19 protein-coding genes are annotated in these 15,219 nt (G+C 60.6%); 8 read left to right on the top strand and 11 right to left on the bottom strand.

The window, feature by feature from the left end; translation table 11 throughout:
• Positions 1 to 9 precede the first annotated feature (9 nt).
• The 3 genes from V8359_RS02090 to V8359_RS02080 are packed head-to-tail and all read right to left on the bottom strand — an operon-like array spanning position 10 to position 2,251.
• Positions 10 to 423 (bottom strand): NUDIX hydrolase, encoded by a 414-nt coding sequence (locus tag V8359_RS02090; RefSeq protein WP_336427040.1) that lies wholly within the window; start codon positions 421 to 423, stop codon positions 10 to 12.
• Positions 420 to 1,316: a DMT family transporter gene (locus tag V8359_RS02085; protein WP_336427039.1), complete on the bottom strand. Its 897-nt coding sequence runs from the start codon at positions 1,314 to 1,316 to the stop codon at positions 420 to 422. The genes V8359_RS02090 and V8359_RS02085 overlap by 4 nt, the downstream gene beginning before the upstream one ends.
• Entirely contained in the window at positions 1,313 to 2,251 is a 939-nt protein-coding gene (locus V8359_RS02080) for a DMT family transporter (RefSeq protein WP_336427038.1), read from the bottom strand. Before V8359_RS02080 ends, V8359_RS02085 begins: the two co-directional genes overlap by 4 nt.
• 99 nt (positions 2,252 to 2,350) lie before the next feature.
• Here V8359_RS02080 and V8359_RS02075 point away from each other — a divergent pair, with 99 nt between their 5' ends.
• The gene (locus V8359_RS02075) at positions 2,351 to 2,830 is read left to right on the top strand and encodes an Lrp/AsnC family transcriptional regulator (protein ID WP_336427037.1); all 480 of its coding nucleotides are present in this window, start codon (positions 2,351 to 2,353) and stop codon (positions 2,828 to 2,830) included.
• Between the two features lie 136 nt (positions 2,831 to 2,966).
• On the opposite strand, the gene V8359_RS02070 is transcribed toward V8359_RS02075, so the two are convergent.
• The 4 genes from V8359_RS02070 to V8359_RS02055 all read right to left on the bottom strand — a co-directional run bounded on the left by V8359_RS02070 (position 2,967) and on the right by V8359_RS02055 (position 6,855).
• Positions 2,967 to 3,692 carry an alpha/beta fold hydrolase gene (locus V8359_RS02070; protein ID WP_336427036.1) on the bottom strand — a complete coding sequence of 242 codons (726 nt, stop codon included), beginning with the start codon at positions 3,690 to 3,692 and terminating at the stop codon, positions 2,967 to 2,969.
• Positions 3,693 to 3,852: 160 nt separating this feature from the next.
• Positions 3,853 to 4,830 carry an alpha/beta hydrolase gene (locus V8359_RS02065; protein WP_336427035.1) on the bottom strand — a complete coding sequence of 326 codons (978 nt, stop codon included), beginning with the start codon at positions 4,828 to 4,830 and terminating at the stop codon, positions 3,853 to 3,855.
• A complete protein-coding gene (locus V8359_RS02060; protein WP_336427034.1) occupies positions 4,827 to 5,579 on the bottom strand; it encodes an alpha/beta hydrolase in 753 nt (250 codons plus the stop codon). The genes V8359_RS02065 and V8359_RS02060 overlap by 4 nt, the downstream gene beginning before the upstream one ends.
• Positions 5,572 to 6,855, bottom strand: a complete 1,284-nt coding sequence (locus V8359_RS02055; RefSeq protein ID WP_336427033.1) for an MFS transporter — start codon at positions 6,853 to 6,855, stop codon at positions 5,572 to 5,574. The genes V8359_RS02060 and V8359_RS02055 overlap by 8 nt, the downstream gene beginning before the upstream one ends.
• A gap of 358 nt (positions 6,856 to 7,213) precedes the next feature.
• Here V8359_RS02055 and thrS point away from each other — a divergent pair, with 358 nt between their 5' ends.
• The 5 genes from thrS (at position 7,214) to V8359_RS02030 (ending at position 11,969) form a co-directional block, all read left to right on the top strand.
• Positions 7,214 to 9,160, top strand: coding sequence for a threonine--tRNA ligase (gene thrS / locus V8359_RS02050; RefSeq protein ID WP_336427032.1), 1,947 nt, complete (start codon positions 7,214 to 7,216; stop codon positions 9,158 to 9,160).
• A 238-nt stretch (positions 9,161 to 9,398) separates the two neighbouring features.
• The gene (locus V8359_RS02045; RefSeq protein WP_336427031.1) at positions 9,399 to 9,701 is read left to right on the top strand and encodes a BufA1 family periplasmic bufferin-type metallophore; all 303 of its coding nucleotides are present in this window, start codon (positions 9,399 to 9,401) and stop codon (positions 9,699 to 9,701) included.
• 63 nt (positions 9,702 to 9,764) lie between these two features.
• The gene (gene bufB, locus V8359_RS02040) at positions 9,765 to 10,643 is read left to right on the top strand and encodes an MNIO family bufferin maturase (protein WP_336427030.1); all 879 of its coding nucleotides are present in this window, start codon (positions 9,765 to 9,767) and stop codon (positions 10,641 to 10,643) included.
• The gene (locus V8359_RS02035) at positions 10,640 to 11,416 is read left to right on the top strand and encodes an HvfC/BufC N-terminal domain-containing protein (protein WP_336427029.1); all 777 of its coding nucleotides are present in this window, start codon (positions 10,640 to 10,642) and stop codon (positions 11,414 to 11,416) included. Before bufB ends, V8359_RS02035 begins: the two co-directional genes overlap by 4 nt.
• Entirely contained in the window at positions 11,400 to 11,969 is a 570-nt protein-coding gene (locus tag V8359_RS02030; RefSeq protein WP_336427028.1) for a DoxX family protein, read from the top strand. The genes V8359_RS02035 and V8359_RS02030 overlap by 17 nt, the downstream gene beginning before the upstream one ends.
• Before the next feature lie 6 nt (positions 11,970 to 11,975).
• Here V8359_RS02030 and V8359_RS02025 read toward each other — a convergent pair whose 3' ends face one another.
• Positions 11,976 to 12,344 carry a hypothetical protein gene (locus V8359_RS02025; RefSeq protein ID WP_336427027.1) on the bottom strand — a complete coding sequence of 123 codons (369 nt, stop codon included), beginning with the start codon at positions 12,342 to 12,344 and terminating at the stop codon, positions 11,976 to 11,978.
• A gap of 61 nt (positions 12,345 to 12,405) precedes the next feature.
• A complete protein-coding gene (locus tag V8359_RS02020) occupies positions 12,406 to 12,732 on the bottom strand; it encodes an arsenate reductase family protein (RefSeq protein WP_336427910.1) in 327 nt (108 codons plus the stop codon).
• A gap of 196 nt (positions 12,733 to 12,928) precedes the next feature.
• Here V8359_RS02020 and V8359_RS02015 point away from each other — a divergent pair, with 196 nt between their 5' ends.
• Positions 12,929 to 13,135, top strand: coding sequence for a cold-shock protein (locus V8359_RS02015; protein ID WP_336427026.1), 207 nt, complete (start codon positions 12,929 to 12,931; stop codon positions 13,133 to 13,135).
• Between the two features lie 107 nt (positions 13,136 to 13,242).
• Here the strand turns inward: V8359_RS02015 and V8359_RS02010 are convergent, their stop codons facing one another.
• Together V8359_RS02010 and V8359_RS02005 are read right to left on the bottom strand one after the other, a co-directional pair.
• Positions 13,243 to 13,527, bottom strand: a complete 285-nt coding sequence (locus tag V8359_RS02010; protein WP_336427025.1) for a hypothetical protein — start codon at positions 13,525 to 13,527, stop codon at positions 13,243 to 13,245.
• A 100-nt stretch (positions 13,528 to 13,627) separates the two neighbouring features.
• Entirely contained in the window at positions 13,628 to 13,813 is a 186-nt protein-coding gene (locus V8359_RS02005) for a CTP synthetase (protein ID WP_336427024.1), read from the bottom strand.
• A gap of 331 nt (positions 13,814 to 14,144) precedes the next feature.
• Here V8359_RS02005 and V8359_RS02000 point away from each other — a divergent pair, with 331 nt between their 5' ends.
• Positions 14,145 to 15,218, top strand: a complete 1,074-nt coding sequence (locus tag V8359_RS02000) for a hypothetical protein (RefSeq protein ID WP_336427023.1) — start codon at positions 14,145 to 14,147, stop codon at positions 15,216 to 15,218.
• Position 15,219: the final 1 nt, after the last annotated feature.

Genomic DNA, 15,219 nt, shown 5'->3' with positions numbered 1-15,219 from the left:
ATGACCGCGTCAGGTCGCAGCCATTTTCACAACCAGATCGACGTGCTGGCTACAGTCCACTTGACCGCCTAGGACATCGGCAACATCCCACCACCGCGCATCGCTCACATCGTCCTGCGCTATAGGATTGCCCGAGCAGTAGTCACAAAGAACCGCCGCCAGCAGGAAATGAAAGCGGATTGACCCGTCTCTATCCCGGTCAATTACGTCCACATTCGTCAGGTAGCGAACGGGACGGCCGATAACGCCCGTCTCTTCGCACAGCTCACGCGCCGCCGCCTCCATCGCGGTTTCACCGAGTTCTACATGCCCACCGGGAAAGCCCCAGAGCCCGGCATCTGGCTCGTTACGCCGTTTGACGAGAAGCACCTGATCGTCTCTCAACAAGACCGCAAGAGCGGCGAGCTTTGGATACTGCGTCATGTGGCCCGCCTTTCCGCACGCGGCAGCGACAGGAACCCCGCCAGAACGATGACGACGATACCGGCCAGCGACAGGGCGTCCGGCAGTTCCGCAAAGAACAGGCTACCCCAGAACAGGCTGAACACGAGATAGCTGTAATCAAACGCAGCCACCGTCGCGGGCGGGCCGTTCTGGTAGGCAATGGCAGCGCCCACACTGCCGATGAGGATCACAGCCGAGAGTGCCGCGACGGTCCCGATAAGCGCGAAATCCAGGCTTTGCCACGGCCCGAAGATAAAAGAGCCCTCCTGCCCGGCGAAAAGGCCCAGACCGGCTCCGGCGACGATGAACGCGATGTTGAGCGCCAGCGCCAGCGCGAACGGATCGTCGTCACGGCACTTGAGCGAGGTCAGCACCATCGCACAGGCATAGAGAAACGCGGCCAGCACCGGCAGAAGGCCGGAGATTTGAAACCCGGAGGTGTTGGGGCGCAAAATCAGCACCACACCCGCAAAGCCCAGACAGACCGCCAATAAGACACGCAACGGAGGCTGCCGCCGGGCCAGAAGGGTTGTGAGAACGGTAATCAGGATGGGCGAGGTGTAGTAGGACGCCGCCGCCAGCGAGAGCGGCATGAGTGGCAGGGCGGAATAGTAGCAGAGCCACATCGCGACCAGCAGCGCACTCCGCACCGCCACCCAGACCAACGAACCGACTGCGCGCGGGCCGCTCCGCCGGGCCAACAACCACAGGACCGGCAAGACCAGAGCCGACCGCAGGACATACATCTGCCAGAGCGGCAGCTCCAAGGATGTCGCTTTTATGATCGCATCGCCAAGTGACAGCGCCAGAACCGCGATGATGACGGCGATGACCGCAAAACCCGTGCGATAGGCTGGTCCAATGTCCGTCATGTTCGCGCTGCCTTTCCATTAGAGCGCCTGGCCCCTCCATAGGCCGCGAAAACCGCGCCCGCGAAGTAGATCATGAGACCTGTCAGTGTCGCAGGAGCGTAGTCCACGCGACCTTCAACGATCTGGAACAGAAAGACAAACAGCGGCCCAAGCGCAGTGATCGCGGCCAGTGTCAGGGTGGACATCAACGAGATCGCCTTTTGCATCGCAAAGACAGGAAAGGCCATGATCGCAAAGCCGATCAGCACGACAACAAACAGCCCGCCCGGATCGACCGGGCCTTTTTCATCGAGACCGAGCCATACAGACACCAGAGCAACCACTACATAAAGCGGAAAGCGAAGCCCGTATTGCGCGACCGACGCGACGCCAAGACGGTCGAGCCGCTGGCTGTAGATCATCATGGCCGCAAGGCTGACCGCTGACACGCAGGTTAGAAGCAACCCGGCCAAAGCGACCGTCCAGCCGCCACGCACGAAGCCGGATTGCCCAAGCAGGGTGATTGCCGCGAGAAAGCCCATGCCGATCACAACCACGCCGAGGCCCAAGCCTTCGGTGCGGGTCCGCAACCGCGCGGCTTCGGGCACACCGAATGCCGCTGCGACGAGTATGGAAACCGGGATCAGGCCCGAGAAGATCGTAAAGACGATCGCCGGTTCGATCATTTGCAGCGCGAAGAAATAGGCGACCCAGACGAAAACCGTCGAAAGGTTCAGCCCGAGAAGGCTGGCAGGGTTCGCCCGGGCCGTGACCAATTGGCCTGGCGTGCGGACACCCGCCCAGATCAGCGTCCCTACCGCCGTTACCCCAAACACCGCCGCGCCTATCAGGAAGGAATCGTAGTCCTGGAAAACGCCCCCGAAAAAGACAGCCTGCGCAGCTTCGAGGATGACGAAAGAGAAGGCCCAGATCAGGCCGAAATGTGCAGAGTTCATAGTCACCAGCTCCTTTTTCAGCCCTGATACGGCGAAACTGATGGCAAAGGTGGTCAAATTAACCGAATATTCGGCGGATTGGACCGCGGGAAACAGACGATGGATGATTTGGACCTTCGGATTATCACCGCCCTTCAAACGGACGGCACACTCACCAAGGCAAAGTTGGCGGAGGCCGTCGGTTCGACTCCCTCTACCTGCCTACGCCGCGTGGCCGATCTCCGTCGGAGTGGTGTTTTGACCGGCTGCGTCTATCTGGCCGATCCCGCCAAGCTCGGGCGTGGCATCCGCGCCATCATCACGGTTACGACGCGCGATCACACCAAGGACCGGCGAACCGGCTTCGCGGCGCGAATTTCAAAGGAAGCGGCGATCACCCAAGCCTATGGCGTAACAGGTGACCTCGATGCCGTGCTGATCGGGCACTTCAACGACATGGAGGAATATCAGGCACTGTGCGACCGGCTGTTCGACAGCGACCCGGAGGTGGTGCGCTATACGACCCTCTTCGCGGTCGAGACTTACAAGGAGACAACTGCGATCCCGCCCTCGGATTTAGTAGGCGTCGCAAAATGCTGACCTTCGATACGATGCAGGCTTTTGAAGGTGTGACCTCTTTCCGGTCAATCGCCGCCGCTCATGCGAACCTCAGAAGTCGTCCGCCTGAGCCCTGCCGCGCCCCGCCATACCTACCGGGGCGTGCGCATATGCCGGCTCACGCCTCCACAGGGCTGCGCAGGACAAGGGGTTTGCGCAACCAGACACGCAGCGCCTCGGTCGTTGCGTCGGGTTGCTCGAGCATGGGAAAATGCCCCGCTCCCTCGGTCACCTCGAAATCGCCATAGGGGATCAGATCCGCCAGAAACGAATTGCGCTTGATGGGTGTCACGCCATCGTGCTCACCACACAGAACCAACGCAGGCACCTTGCAGCGCCGGAGCGCCACCTGATAGTCGCGCCGCCGTTGCATCGCCTTGAGTTGCCGGTGAATGGTTTCCGCGCCAAGATGCTCGGCCATATCCCGCACCAGCGCCTTTACCTCCCCGCGCGAAGCTCCGGGCGCCAGACAGTCGGGCCCGATCATGCCATCGACCACCTCGCTCACCCGACCGGCCCGCGCCTTGATGATCAGCGGCTCCAGATCGGCCGAGCTTTGCGGCGTTTCGGCCAGTGCGTTGGCGCTCATCAACGCGATCCGCGTGACCCGGTCGGGCGCCCGCCGCAACAGCTCCATCGCGACATTCCCACCAAGCGCGCTTCCCAAAAGCGCAAACCGCCGGGGCAACACATCAAGCAATCCCGACGCGATTTCCTCGATCCGCTCACCGCGCGTGATCGGGGCCACCGTCAGGGCCATCTCGGGGCTAAGCGCGGCCAGTTGCGGGCCGAACACCCGCGCATCGCACAACGCGCCCGGCAACAGCACCAATGGCTCCTGCATGAAAAGAACTCCCGATATCCGCCTGTCGTCACTGCCTTTGATCACTGTGCCATAGTCACGCAGCCGGTCAAGCCTCGGGGCGCGGCAAGCGCCCGAAACGGCGAAAAACCCTCATGGTGTTTCGGTCATTCACACAGGCAAGATCGGCGGCGCGGAGGCCTCAAAGCTGCAAACCCTCGACCCACTCGATGATTGCCCGCGTCACCATATCGGTTGCGCCGGGTGACATGATATCGCCCGCGATCACATGCGCGAACGGATCGTCGTCCGGCCCGAGATCGGGCGAAATCCGCGTCGTTTCACCGCCCCAACGCTCTTCTACTTTTGCGGTAACTTCGGCGCGCACCACCTTGTCTTCACTTGAATAAATGAACATCGCTGGAACGCTGACCTGCGCATGCTCAAGGGCGCGCGCATATTTGACGATGGCGACCATCGGAAAAACCGCGACACTTGGATATTCCGTGGTCCAGTGGGCCGCCTGCTCGGGATTGCGCGGCTCAAAACTGCGCCGTTCTCCTGCCAGCAACGGCACCCAGTGGCGCGCCGCCGGCAAGGTGAGCAACCCGGCCATCCGGTTCTGTATCCCGTAATTGGGCGAGATGAGGACCACCCCCGCAACCGCCTCGGACATTCCCGCATCATGGAGCGCGACCGTCGCGATGGTGCCCCCGGTCGAGGTGGCAAGGATCACGACACGGTCCCCCACCGCGCGGGCCACCGCAAGCGCCTCGGCGGCGTCCTGCATCCACGGCCCCACACCGCCCTCGGCCATGGCGTCGCCCCCGCGGCCATGCCCGCGGAACCGGGTATAGACAAGGTTCGCCCCCAGCGCCTTGGCCACACGATCAGGCACCGGGCGGATTTCCTCGGACGAGGCTGAAAATCCGTGAAAATAGACGATGGAAAGCGGCGTGCGCGTTTCCCGCGCCCCGGCCCAGATCACACGCTTCTGCGATCCCGGTCGAATATCGTCATGGGCCGCTTCGATGCTCTCAAGGTAAACCCCGATCCCTTCGCCAAACTTGCGCGGATCAAAATCGGCGCGCACCTCCACCGGCTCATAAGGGCCGACAATGAAAAGCGCCGCCAAGGCCAGCGCAATTGCGGCCACCCCCCGCGCGAGCCAACGCCTCACGCGCTTGCACCCCGGGCAATCACCTCTTCGATTGCCCCCTCGATCAGCTCGAGACAGTCCGGCGTGGAGAACCGATGATCGGCCCCCTTGACCAGAACAAGCCGAAGGTCACGACCCTCACAATGTTCTAAAACACGCATTGCAACCGCCGTTTCAACGTCCTCATCGGAGGTTCCTTGCAGAAATCGAACAGGCACGTCAATTTCAAGGGACTCCCGAAGCACCAGGTTGTCGCGCCCTTCTTCGATGAGTTTTCTCGTGATGACGTAAGGCTCGCCATACTCGCTCGGAAGCGAGACGCGCCCTGTCTCGATAAGCTCGGCACGCTGCGCCTCCGAGAAGCCCGCCCACATGCTGTCCTCGGTAAAGTTCGGTGCGGCCGCGATAGTGACAAGGCCCGCGATATGCTCCGGCATCGCTCGCACGCACAAAAGCGCGATCCAACCGCCCATGGATGACCCGACAAGGATCTGTGGCCCCTCGGTCAGCGCCTCGATCGCGGCCCGCGCATCCGCGAACCACTCCCCGATGCAGCCATCCTCGAACGCGCCCGAACTTTGGCCATGCCCCGAATAGTCAAACCGCAGGAAGGCCCGCCCGGTCCGCCGCGCCCAGTCCTCAAGATGCACCGCCTTGGTGCCCTCCATGTCGGATTTGAATCCGCCAAGGAAAATCACGCCCGGGCCATCGCCCTTGGTGCGCTCATAGGCAATGCGCCGTCCCTGCGGCGTCTCGAATATGTCAGGCATCCTCGACCTCGTCCAAGCCACGCGCAATCCACGCGCCCCCCAGTGACATCACGAGAAATAGGCCAAGCGCAAGCGGAACCGACAGCGCGGCGACCCCTGCCGCAGCGGCACCCGCCAGCAGAAGGAAAACCCCGACCGCCGTGTTGGACACCGCCGTATAGGCGGGGCGGCTGTCCTCGGGGGCCATATCCACGAGATAGGTCGACCGGGCCCGCCGCACCCCGTGATAGGCCACCATCAGCGCGAAAAGGGCAAGCGGGATCGCCCAGACCGTGCCGCCAAGCCCCGCCATATGAAACACCAGAGCAAGCGCCAGCGCCCCGGCTCCGGCGACCCCGGCATACATCAGAACCCGCCGCGACGACCGGTCGCTCAGCCGGCCCCAAACATAGGACGACAGAAGCGACGCCACCGCCGAAGCCAGCACAAGCGCGCCCAGTTGCCGCGCCGCATTATCGCCCGACGCCAGCAACACGAGGTAAGGCGGCGCAAGCGCCGTCCCGACAAGGGCGGACCGCGCGACGATGAACCGGCTAAGCTGTGGTGCCTCGCGCAACAGCCGCATCTGCGCCACCGAGGCGCCGACGCTCTTTGCCTCGCCTTTCTGCGCGTGCTCCTGCATGAGCGCCATGATCACCGCCGCCACGATCCAGCCCGCCGCCGCGATGGCCAACGCCCCGAGCACAAGCGCGAGCCGATCCGCAGCCCCCAGCATCAGCAACACCGCGAAAGCGATCACCGCGATCGAGGCTGCGCCCGCCGCCGCGCCGGTGGCGGTCCCGCGCCGTGTCTTGCCCACGGTCTTGCCCAGTACGTCCTTGTAACTCACCGAACAGACCGACCGCGCCAGCGCCAGCAATGCCAAAAGTCCGACAATCACAGCCCCCGCGACAGCGCCCTCAAGCGTCATCGCGGCAAGGACGATCCCCGCCGCCGCGATCCCCTGTCCCGCCGATCCTGCGGCCCAAGCCCATTTGCGCCGCGCCATGCCGTGAATGGCCCCGGCGGTAAACAATTGCGGCAAAAGCGCCCCGGCCTCACGCACCGGCACCAGAAGCCCGGCCCAAAGCGCGCCCGCGCCTAAATGCTCAAGCAACCAACTCAGCACCAGCTTTGGATTGAGAAGACCGTCAGCCACCTTGCTGGCCGAAAGGGCCATGACGTGACGCAAGAAATTGCCGGGCTCCGCCGCGTGTTGCGCCTCGCTCAGATCACTGGTGTCGTCCGGGTTCTCGACCAGCGCGTCGAAAAGATCGTCACTCAGATCGCGTTGCATGCCCCTCTCCCTCCTGTTCCGCGATCCAAGTAGATCATGCCAAGCGGCGGGCAAGGCAACCGGTTTGCGCTTCACGCGACAAGAGGTCTGACCTTTCCCGACCGTGCGCCGCGTTCACCATGGCGATGAATGACGCGCGCACCGACGTGATACCGACGTGAATGCCGACGTGTATACCGACATCGAAAACTCCCCGTTATCCACTGTAAATCAGGCGAGTCCGTCTGATTCGGCCCGCAAACTCCGTGAAATGCCTGCCCCGCTTGACAGCATCGCACGCAGCCGCCAAAAGACGTCGCGACAGACATACCCGCAACCGGGCGTTCCGTGGGCGCCAAACCGACGAGGAGCAAGGCCGATGGCCCAGATTTCCCTGACTTTCCCCGATGGCAATGCACGCGAATTCGCGGCGGGCGTAACCCCCGCTGACGTGGCCGCCGATATTTCGAAATCCCTTGCGAAGAAGGCTATTTCGGCCACCGTCGATGGCAAGCACTGGGATTTGCAGTGGCCCATCGACCACGACGCGCAGATCGCCATTCACACCATGCAGGACGAGGCTCAGGCCAACGAGCTTGTCCGCCACGACCTTGCCCATATCATGGCCCGCGCCGTGCAGGAGATATGGCCCGACGTCAAAGTGACCATCGGCCCGGTGATCGAGAACGGCTGGTATTACGATTTCGACCGGGAGGAGCCTTTCACCCCCGAAGATCTCGGCCTCATCGAAAAGAAGATGAAGGAAATCATCAACTTGCGTGATCCCGTCCGCACCGAGGTCTGGGACCGCGCGCGCGCGATCAAGCATTACGAAGACAACGCAGAGCCCTTCAAGGTCGAGTTGATCGAGGCCATCCCGGGCGATGAGCCGCTGCGCATGTATTGGCACGGGCACTGGCAGGATCTCTGCCGTGGCCCACATCTTCAGCACACCGGACAGGTGCCTGCCGACGCGTTCAAGCTCATGTCCGTGGCCGGCGCCTATTGGCGCGGCGACAGTGACCGCCAGATGCTTCAGCGTATCTACGGCGTGGCCTTCACCAACAAGGAAAAGCTCAAGGCGCATCTTCACATGCTCGAAGAGGCCGCCAAGCGCGATCACCGCAAACTCGGCCGCGAGATGGACCTTTTCCACATGCAGGAAGAGGCGCGCGGTCAGATTTTCTGGCACCCCAACGGCTGGACCATCTACACCCAGCTTCAGGATTACATGCGCCGCAAACAGCGCGCCGGCGGCTATGTCGAGGTGAACACCCCACAGGTGGTTGAACGCAAACTTTGGGAACAGTCCGGTCACTGGGAAAAATATCAAGAGCACATGTTTATCGTCGAAGTTGACGAGGAACACGCCCGCGAAAAGGCGATCAATGCGCTCAAACCGATGAACTGCCCCTGCCACGTGCAAATCTTCAATCAGGGGCTTAAATCCTATCGCGACCTGCCCCTGCGCATGGCCGAATTCGGCTCGTGCAACCGGTATGAGCCGTCGGGCGCGCTGCACGGGATCATGCGCGTGCGCGGCTTCACGCAGGATGATGGGCACATCTTCTGCCGCGAAGATCAGATCGAAAGCGAAACCGCTGAATTCATTCGGTTTCTTTCCGAAGTTTATCGCGATCTGGGGTTTGAGAGCTTCAAGGTGAAATTCTCGGACCGCCCCGAGAAACGCTCCGGCAGTGACGAGGTCTGGGACAAGGCCGAAACGGCCCTTCTGGCCGCCACCCGCGCCGCCGGAATCGAGCCCGAACTCAACCCCGGAGAGGGGGCGTTTTATGGCCCCAAACTCGAATTCGTGCTGACCGACGCCATTGGCCGCGATTGGCAATGCGGCACACATCAGGTGGATTTCGTTCTGCCCGAACGGCTCGATGCCACCTATATCGCCGAGGATGGGGCCAAACATCGCCCCGTCATGCTGCACCGCGCCACCCTTGGAAGCTTTGAGCGGTTCATCGGTATCCTGATCGAGGAACATGCGGGCAAGCTCCCCTTCTGGCTCGCCCCTCGTCAGGTGGTCGTTGCGTCCATCGTGTCCGAGGCCGACGATTACGTGCATGACGTGGTCGCGCAACTTCGTGCCGACGGCATCCGCGCCGAGGCGGATATTCGCAACGAAAAGATCAACTACAAGGTGCGCGAGCATTCGGTCGGCAAGGTGCCGGTCATCCTTGCCTGCGGCATGCGCGAAGTCGAGGACAAGACCGTTTCGGTGCGCCGTCTTGGCGAAAAACAGACGCATGTCGAACCGCTCAGCGAAGTTACAACCGCCCTCGCGCGTGAGGCAACGCCACCCGATCTGCTGTAACATTCCCGCGATCCGAAGGCCGCGCAGGTGTAACAATCGCGCGGCTTTCGTTATTTTTATCGTTTAATTACAATACTATATACTGCTCCGCGCCATCACACACGCTCACAGACGCGTGCATCGCGCGGCTGTGAGTGGCTTTGCGGCGCGACATGCCCGCATTCTCCCCCTGTCGCCCTTTCGTGGCTCCATTCTGGAACACGGGCGACAGGAACATGACCTCAAAGGGAGAATATGTATGTCCAAACTTGTAAAAACCGTCGCGATTGCCGGTGCAATGACCGCCGCCCTCGGCGCGCACACCTCCACTGCCGTCGCCGCCGAAAAGGTCAAATGCTACGGCGTTTCGCTGGCCGGTGAGAACGATTGCGCCGCCGGTGAAGGCACAACCTGCAAAGGGACCTCCAAGGTCGACTATCAGGGCAATGCCTGGACGCTCGTCGATTCGGGCTCCTGCACGTCTATCGACCTGCCCGATATGGCCGATGGCTCCGAGCGCAATGGCTCGCTCGAACCGCTTGAGCGCGATCTTCCCGCGTAAATTTTCGGACCGGGGCGCGCGACATCGCTGTGCCCCGGTCACTCTACCTGTAGGAGTCGATGTATGACCTCACCCCAGAGATACCGCGCGCCCACACTGCCCGCCAAACCTGGTGTTGGATACAAACCTCAGCATTTTCAGGACATTACAAATAATGCAGGGTCCGTTGGATGGCTTGAGATACATGCCGAAAACTACATGGGCGACGGTGGTCGCCCCATCGCACAGCTTCGCCATCTTGCCGAACAATTCCCGATCTCTGTGCATGGTGTGGGCCTGTCGATCGGCGGCGAAACCCGCCTTGATCCCGATCACCTCGCACGGCTCAAACACCTCTGCGACTGGCTTCAGCCCGCCAGCTTCTCGGAACATCTCGCTTGGTCCACCCACGAAAGCGCCTTCCTGAACGATCTCCTGCCACTGCCTTATACCGAAGCGACGCTCACCCGCGTGGCCGATCACATCGACGAGCTGCAAGAGACACTCGACCGCCCGATGCTTCTGGAAAACCCCTCAAGCTATCTCGCCTTCGACGAAAGCACCCTCAGCGAAACCCAATTCCTGCGCGAGATCAGCCACCGCACCGGCTGCGGCCTCCTGCTTGATGTGAACAACGTCTTTGTCTCGGCGACCAATCTGGGCCTCAGCGAAACCGCCTATATCGATGCCTTTCCCCTCGACCGCGTCGGCGAGGTGCATCTTGGCGGCCACCACGAAGACGAGGACGACCACGGCGCGCCGCTGTTGATCGACAGTCACGATCACGACGTTGCCGATCCGGTCTGGTCGCTTCTCGACTATACCTTGGCCCGTCTGGGGGCCTGCCCGGTCCTTATCGAACGCGACGACGACATCCCGCCATGGCCCGAGCTTGAGGCCGAAGCGGCACGCGCGGCGCGCGCCCTCGCCCGGACAAAAACCGTGACCGGAGTTGCCGCATGACCGTCACCCAGACCAATTTTCGCGCCGCCGTGTTCGACCCGGAGCAACCCGCTCCCCACGGCCTCAGCGATGCGGCCGGGCGCCCTGCCGGGGCCCGGTTCGATGTCTACCGCAACAACGTCGCCGTGGGCCTGACCGAGGCTTTGGAAACAGGCTTTCCGGTTATCCGCAAACTCATCGGAGAGGAGAATTTCTCGGCGATTTGCGGCATTTTCCTGCGCCGCCATCCCCCCAAGTCACCCGTGCTCTTCTTGTATGGCGACGAGTTCCCCGATTTCCTGCGCGGCTTTGAGCCGCTGGCGCATCTGGGCTATCTGGGCGATGTGGCCGCGCTCGAAATGGCGATGCGGCACGCCTATCACGCCGCCGACGCGGCACCGCTCGATCCCGAGATGCTGGGCCGTGTCGCGCCGGATGATCTTCCGGCGCTGACGCTGGGGCTGGCCCCGGCGCTGCGGCTGCTGCGCTCGCCTTGGCCAATCCATGACATCTGGACGTTCAACACCCATGACAACGCGCCAAAACCGCGTGCCGTGGCACAGGACGTTCTGATCACCCGGCCCGATTTCGACCCGATCCCACGGCTCCTGCCGCTGGGTGGTGCGGAATTCATCTCGGCGCTTTCGCTTGGCCAGACGCTGGGCGAGGCCACCGACGCGGCCCATGCCACGGACGAGGCGTTCGACCTCACGGCCATTCTCGGCCTCTTGCTCTCAGACGCAGCCATCGTTTCTGCCCAACTCCAAGGACCGCGCCATGACCCGGATCATTGATCTCTATACGTCTCTCACCCAAAGGCTCGAACGGATGGATTGGCTCGTGCCGACCTTGGCGCGCGTCATATTCCTTACCGTGTTGTTTTACTATTTCTGGCAATCCGGTGTGTCGAAAATAGCGTTCGATCAGGGCTTTAGCGGGCTCTTCACGCCCACAGACAGCGCCTTCGCGCAGATTTTCCCGACGGCTGCCGAAGCTGCGTTTTACGACGTGTCGAAGATGACCTTCTTTCAGCGGCTCGTAGCACTTGCCGGGGGCTGGGCCGAACTGGCGCTGCCGCTGCTCGTCGTGACTGGGTTGCTGACGCGGCTCGCCGCGCTTGGCATGATCGGCTTTGTGATCGTGCAGTCTGTCACCGACATTGTCGGCCACGGAGTCAGCATCGGCGCGGCTGCGAATGATACGTGGTTCGACCGCTATTCCGACGGGCTCATCCTCGATCAGCGCGCATTCTGGGTCTTCGTGCTTCTGGTACTCGTGATCCGCGGCGCCGGTCCGTTCTCGCTGGACCGGCTCATTGCGCGACCGCCTATGATAGTGCCGGCCTGATCTGCCCTAGAAATGCGCCTTGGGCTCGTCCGGCTTGCCCGCCGCCAGCGCCAGAATACCGGCCAGCGCGGTCATGCCGATGGGAAACATCGTAAAGACCGTGAACTGAAATCCGGCATAGATCATTCCCGCCGAAATCAGCAGAAGCACACCGGCCCAAAGCGCCCGTATCCTTGCCATCGCGCCCCCCGCGATCGCGAGGATCGGCGCGGCAAAGCTCACGACCCGCACAAGCCCGACATTGTCGACCTGACGGGCCAGCCCCTCGATCTCTCCGTGCCGCTCAATGAGCGTGGTATAGCCATACCCGAAGAACCCCACGATCAGGGCAAGGAGACCACCGATGATCCCCAGAACCGCCGCTGCGTTGCGCATCTTGCTTCTCCTGCGTTGTCAAAGGCTCACATAAGCATTCCAAGCCCGACGTCCAAACGCTTTATCCAAGCCATTTCGCCTGTGCGGCGGCATCCCAGCCAAGGGTCATGTCGTCGCCATCCACGATCAGGGGGCGCTTCATCAACGCCGGATACCGCGACAAAAGCGTTGCCGCCTCCTCTTGGCGCTCCGCCTCGCTCAGGTCTCGCCAAGTTGTCGACCGCCGGTTGACCATCGGCGCACCGAACCGCGTCAGCGCGGCCTCAAGCACCGCAGGGGGCACCCCGTCGCCACGCACGTCATATATCTCCGGCACCTGCCCCGCCGCCCTGAGCGCCGACACCGCTTTGCGGCAGGTATCACAGGTTTTTAGCCCATAGAACTGCATCGGTTCCTCCAACCATTTCAATGCGCCATAGCGGCCTGACACGAAATCGTCACGCGGATTTTCTTGCCTTTTGGCTCATCCGTGCGATCTTTATACGAGCGACCCCGGGGGGCGGCCGCGCTCCTGCTGCCGCGTTATCCGGGGTGCCATGGCCCGGCATGTGGTCCCGGGGACGAGAAGATAAAGGAGAAGCGGCATGCCCACCGGCACCGTGAAATGGTTCAACACCACCAAAGGCTACGGCTTCATTGCACCCGATGATGGCGGCAAGGATGTCTTCGTGCATATCTCTGCGGTCGAACGGTCGGGGCTCACCGGCCTCGCCGACGATCAGAAGGTCAGCTACGAGTTGCAAGAAGGCCGCGACGGCCGCCAAATGGCAGGCGACCTCACCCCGCTCTGATACCCCGGCCACGCACAACACAAAAGGATCCGCCCGCGACTTGTGTCCGGGCGGCTCCGAAAGTTCTGCCAAGGCCCGCCCGACCGGGCGCGCCCGTCCTCAAAGGATCATGAGCAGCCTTTGGTGCCTTCGGCGCAATCCGCCTGTGCCGAATAGCGCACGGTCCACTTGCGCGGCTGCACCGGGTGGCGCATCACCTGCTGATAGCTCATATGCGTTGTCGGCTGGCCACAACAGATCACTCCGTTCAGCACCACGGGCTGAAGCCCTGCGGGGCAATAATTCACGTTGGTCGCATAGGGATAGATCTTCATCTCGCCCGCCTGCGCACCCGTGGCTCCGAAAAGGCCAAGGGCCATGCCCGCCGCCAGTATCGCCTTACGTCCCATCATACCCTCGCTTCGCTATGTTCCGCCTGTTGTTGCCAGATATGGTAGCAAGGCCAGTGGTCCTGTCAATTTCTTTGATGGGAAACAGGCTGTTGCGGGCCCGTCATGAGCCGTCATAGATCATTTTCGCCACAATCCACGTAAGTGGGATCGCCGCGAGAAACCCGATCAGCGCGCCCCAAACGATGGGCATCGGCCCCATATACCCCGCCGCGAGCACGGCAATCACCCCTGCCCCGGCCATGGATGACCCGATGAAAAGATGCAGGATAATGGCAAGACGCAGCATGAGAGGCCTCCTAGTGTCAGCGTTGCCATTCCATGCCCCACCCCCGACGGGCGCGCATTGATTTGGGTCAAGTTGGGGGTGACGCCAAGTGCGTTACCGGGGTTGCCCGCTGGGTTGATGGTTGATGGTTGATGCGGGGGGTGAGGTTTGTTTTAGGAAGGTTTGGAGGTGCTGAAGATTGGCAAAATCCACACTCCCTATACGCGCAGACTGCGCCCTAGTTACGCGTTAACTTTGCCTGTACACTTGTCAAAAAATCGCGTAACCGGGTAGTCAACACATGATTAAGAATTATGTGTGAGGTTGTTCCGAGCGGAGCAAAGAGGAGACTATGAATGGACTTCCATCAGCTAATAATGGATCTACTCCGGCGGCTGAAGAGACTGTCGAGAGCAGACAACTTCAATCAATTCTTCGAAGCGCAACGCGAGACCACAAGGTAATTTTTGGTGCACACCGCGGTGTGTTTGATCTGTCACTTTTAGATATTGAGAATTTCGTCCACCTTGTCGACCAACGGGTCGCTGAGCAAAATACCTGCGGCGCTTATGTCTGCGAAATTGCAGTATATTACAGCGATGGTACTTCGCGTCGATTCCCTGATTTGGCTGAATTCTCGAACTATTCTGAAACACGAAAACGGTTTCCGACGGTAGTAACAGTTCACACAAGCTATTTTATAGAGTTTCCAGACGCGCAAGAACCAGAAATACAAGAAATTGATATTGTCATTCGATCTTCTGAAAGTACGTCCGAAACTGTTGATATGGTTGCGGACGATGCGCGTGTCAGAATGTCTAGCGACAAGGTTCAGATGGGCGTTGGAAAAGATGAAAGCAAATTTGGGATCATCAACTACACAATCAATCACTCGCAAATTTCTTGGGGGCTTGATCTTGAAGGCCACATCCGAGGTCACATCGAGTCTTTGATGATCGAACCGAACAAGAGTGATCGTTTTTTAATGCGCGCGACGGGTCCTCTGAATTTATTTACAACACTTTTTGTAGGTCTTTACATTGTTAACTTAATTATCGATTCGTTTTTTTGGTTTTTGTACCGGACCGATGGCGCGAACGCTCCTGAAAAAATCATAGAGACTGCGGCAACCTATTTGGTCAATGGACACATCGCTAAGTATATTGTCGCGAGTTTAGTTGTATCGGTCGTATTTTTTGTGCTGTTCAGTGCTTTAGTTTCGGCTGTAACGAACTCGATTAAGCAGCCAAAACCGTCCTTCATTTCCCTTAATGAAGGAGACAATAGACGAAAAACAGAAAAGCTTAAGTCTTATGAAAAGAGGTGGCCTCGGTTTGTGGCTGTCATATTGCTAAATTTGTTTATTGCGATCCTAGTAACTTACCTTGAGGAACGTATTACGCCTTTGTTGAGTGGGTTTAGTTAAC

The sequence above is a fragment of the Roseovarius sp. E0-M6 genome (genome assembly GCF_037083845.1).
Taxonomy (GTDB): Bacteria; Pseudomonadota; Alphaproteobacteria; order Rhodobacterales; family Rhodobacteraceae; genus Roseovarius.
The sequence above is the reverse complement of the archived record's forward strand: the minus strand, read 5'-3'. Positions and strand labels throughout refer to the sequence as shown.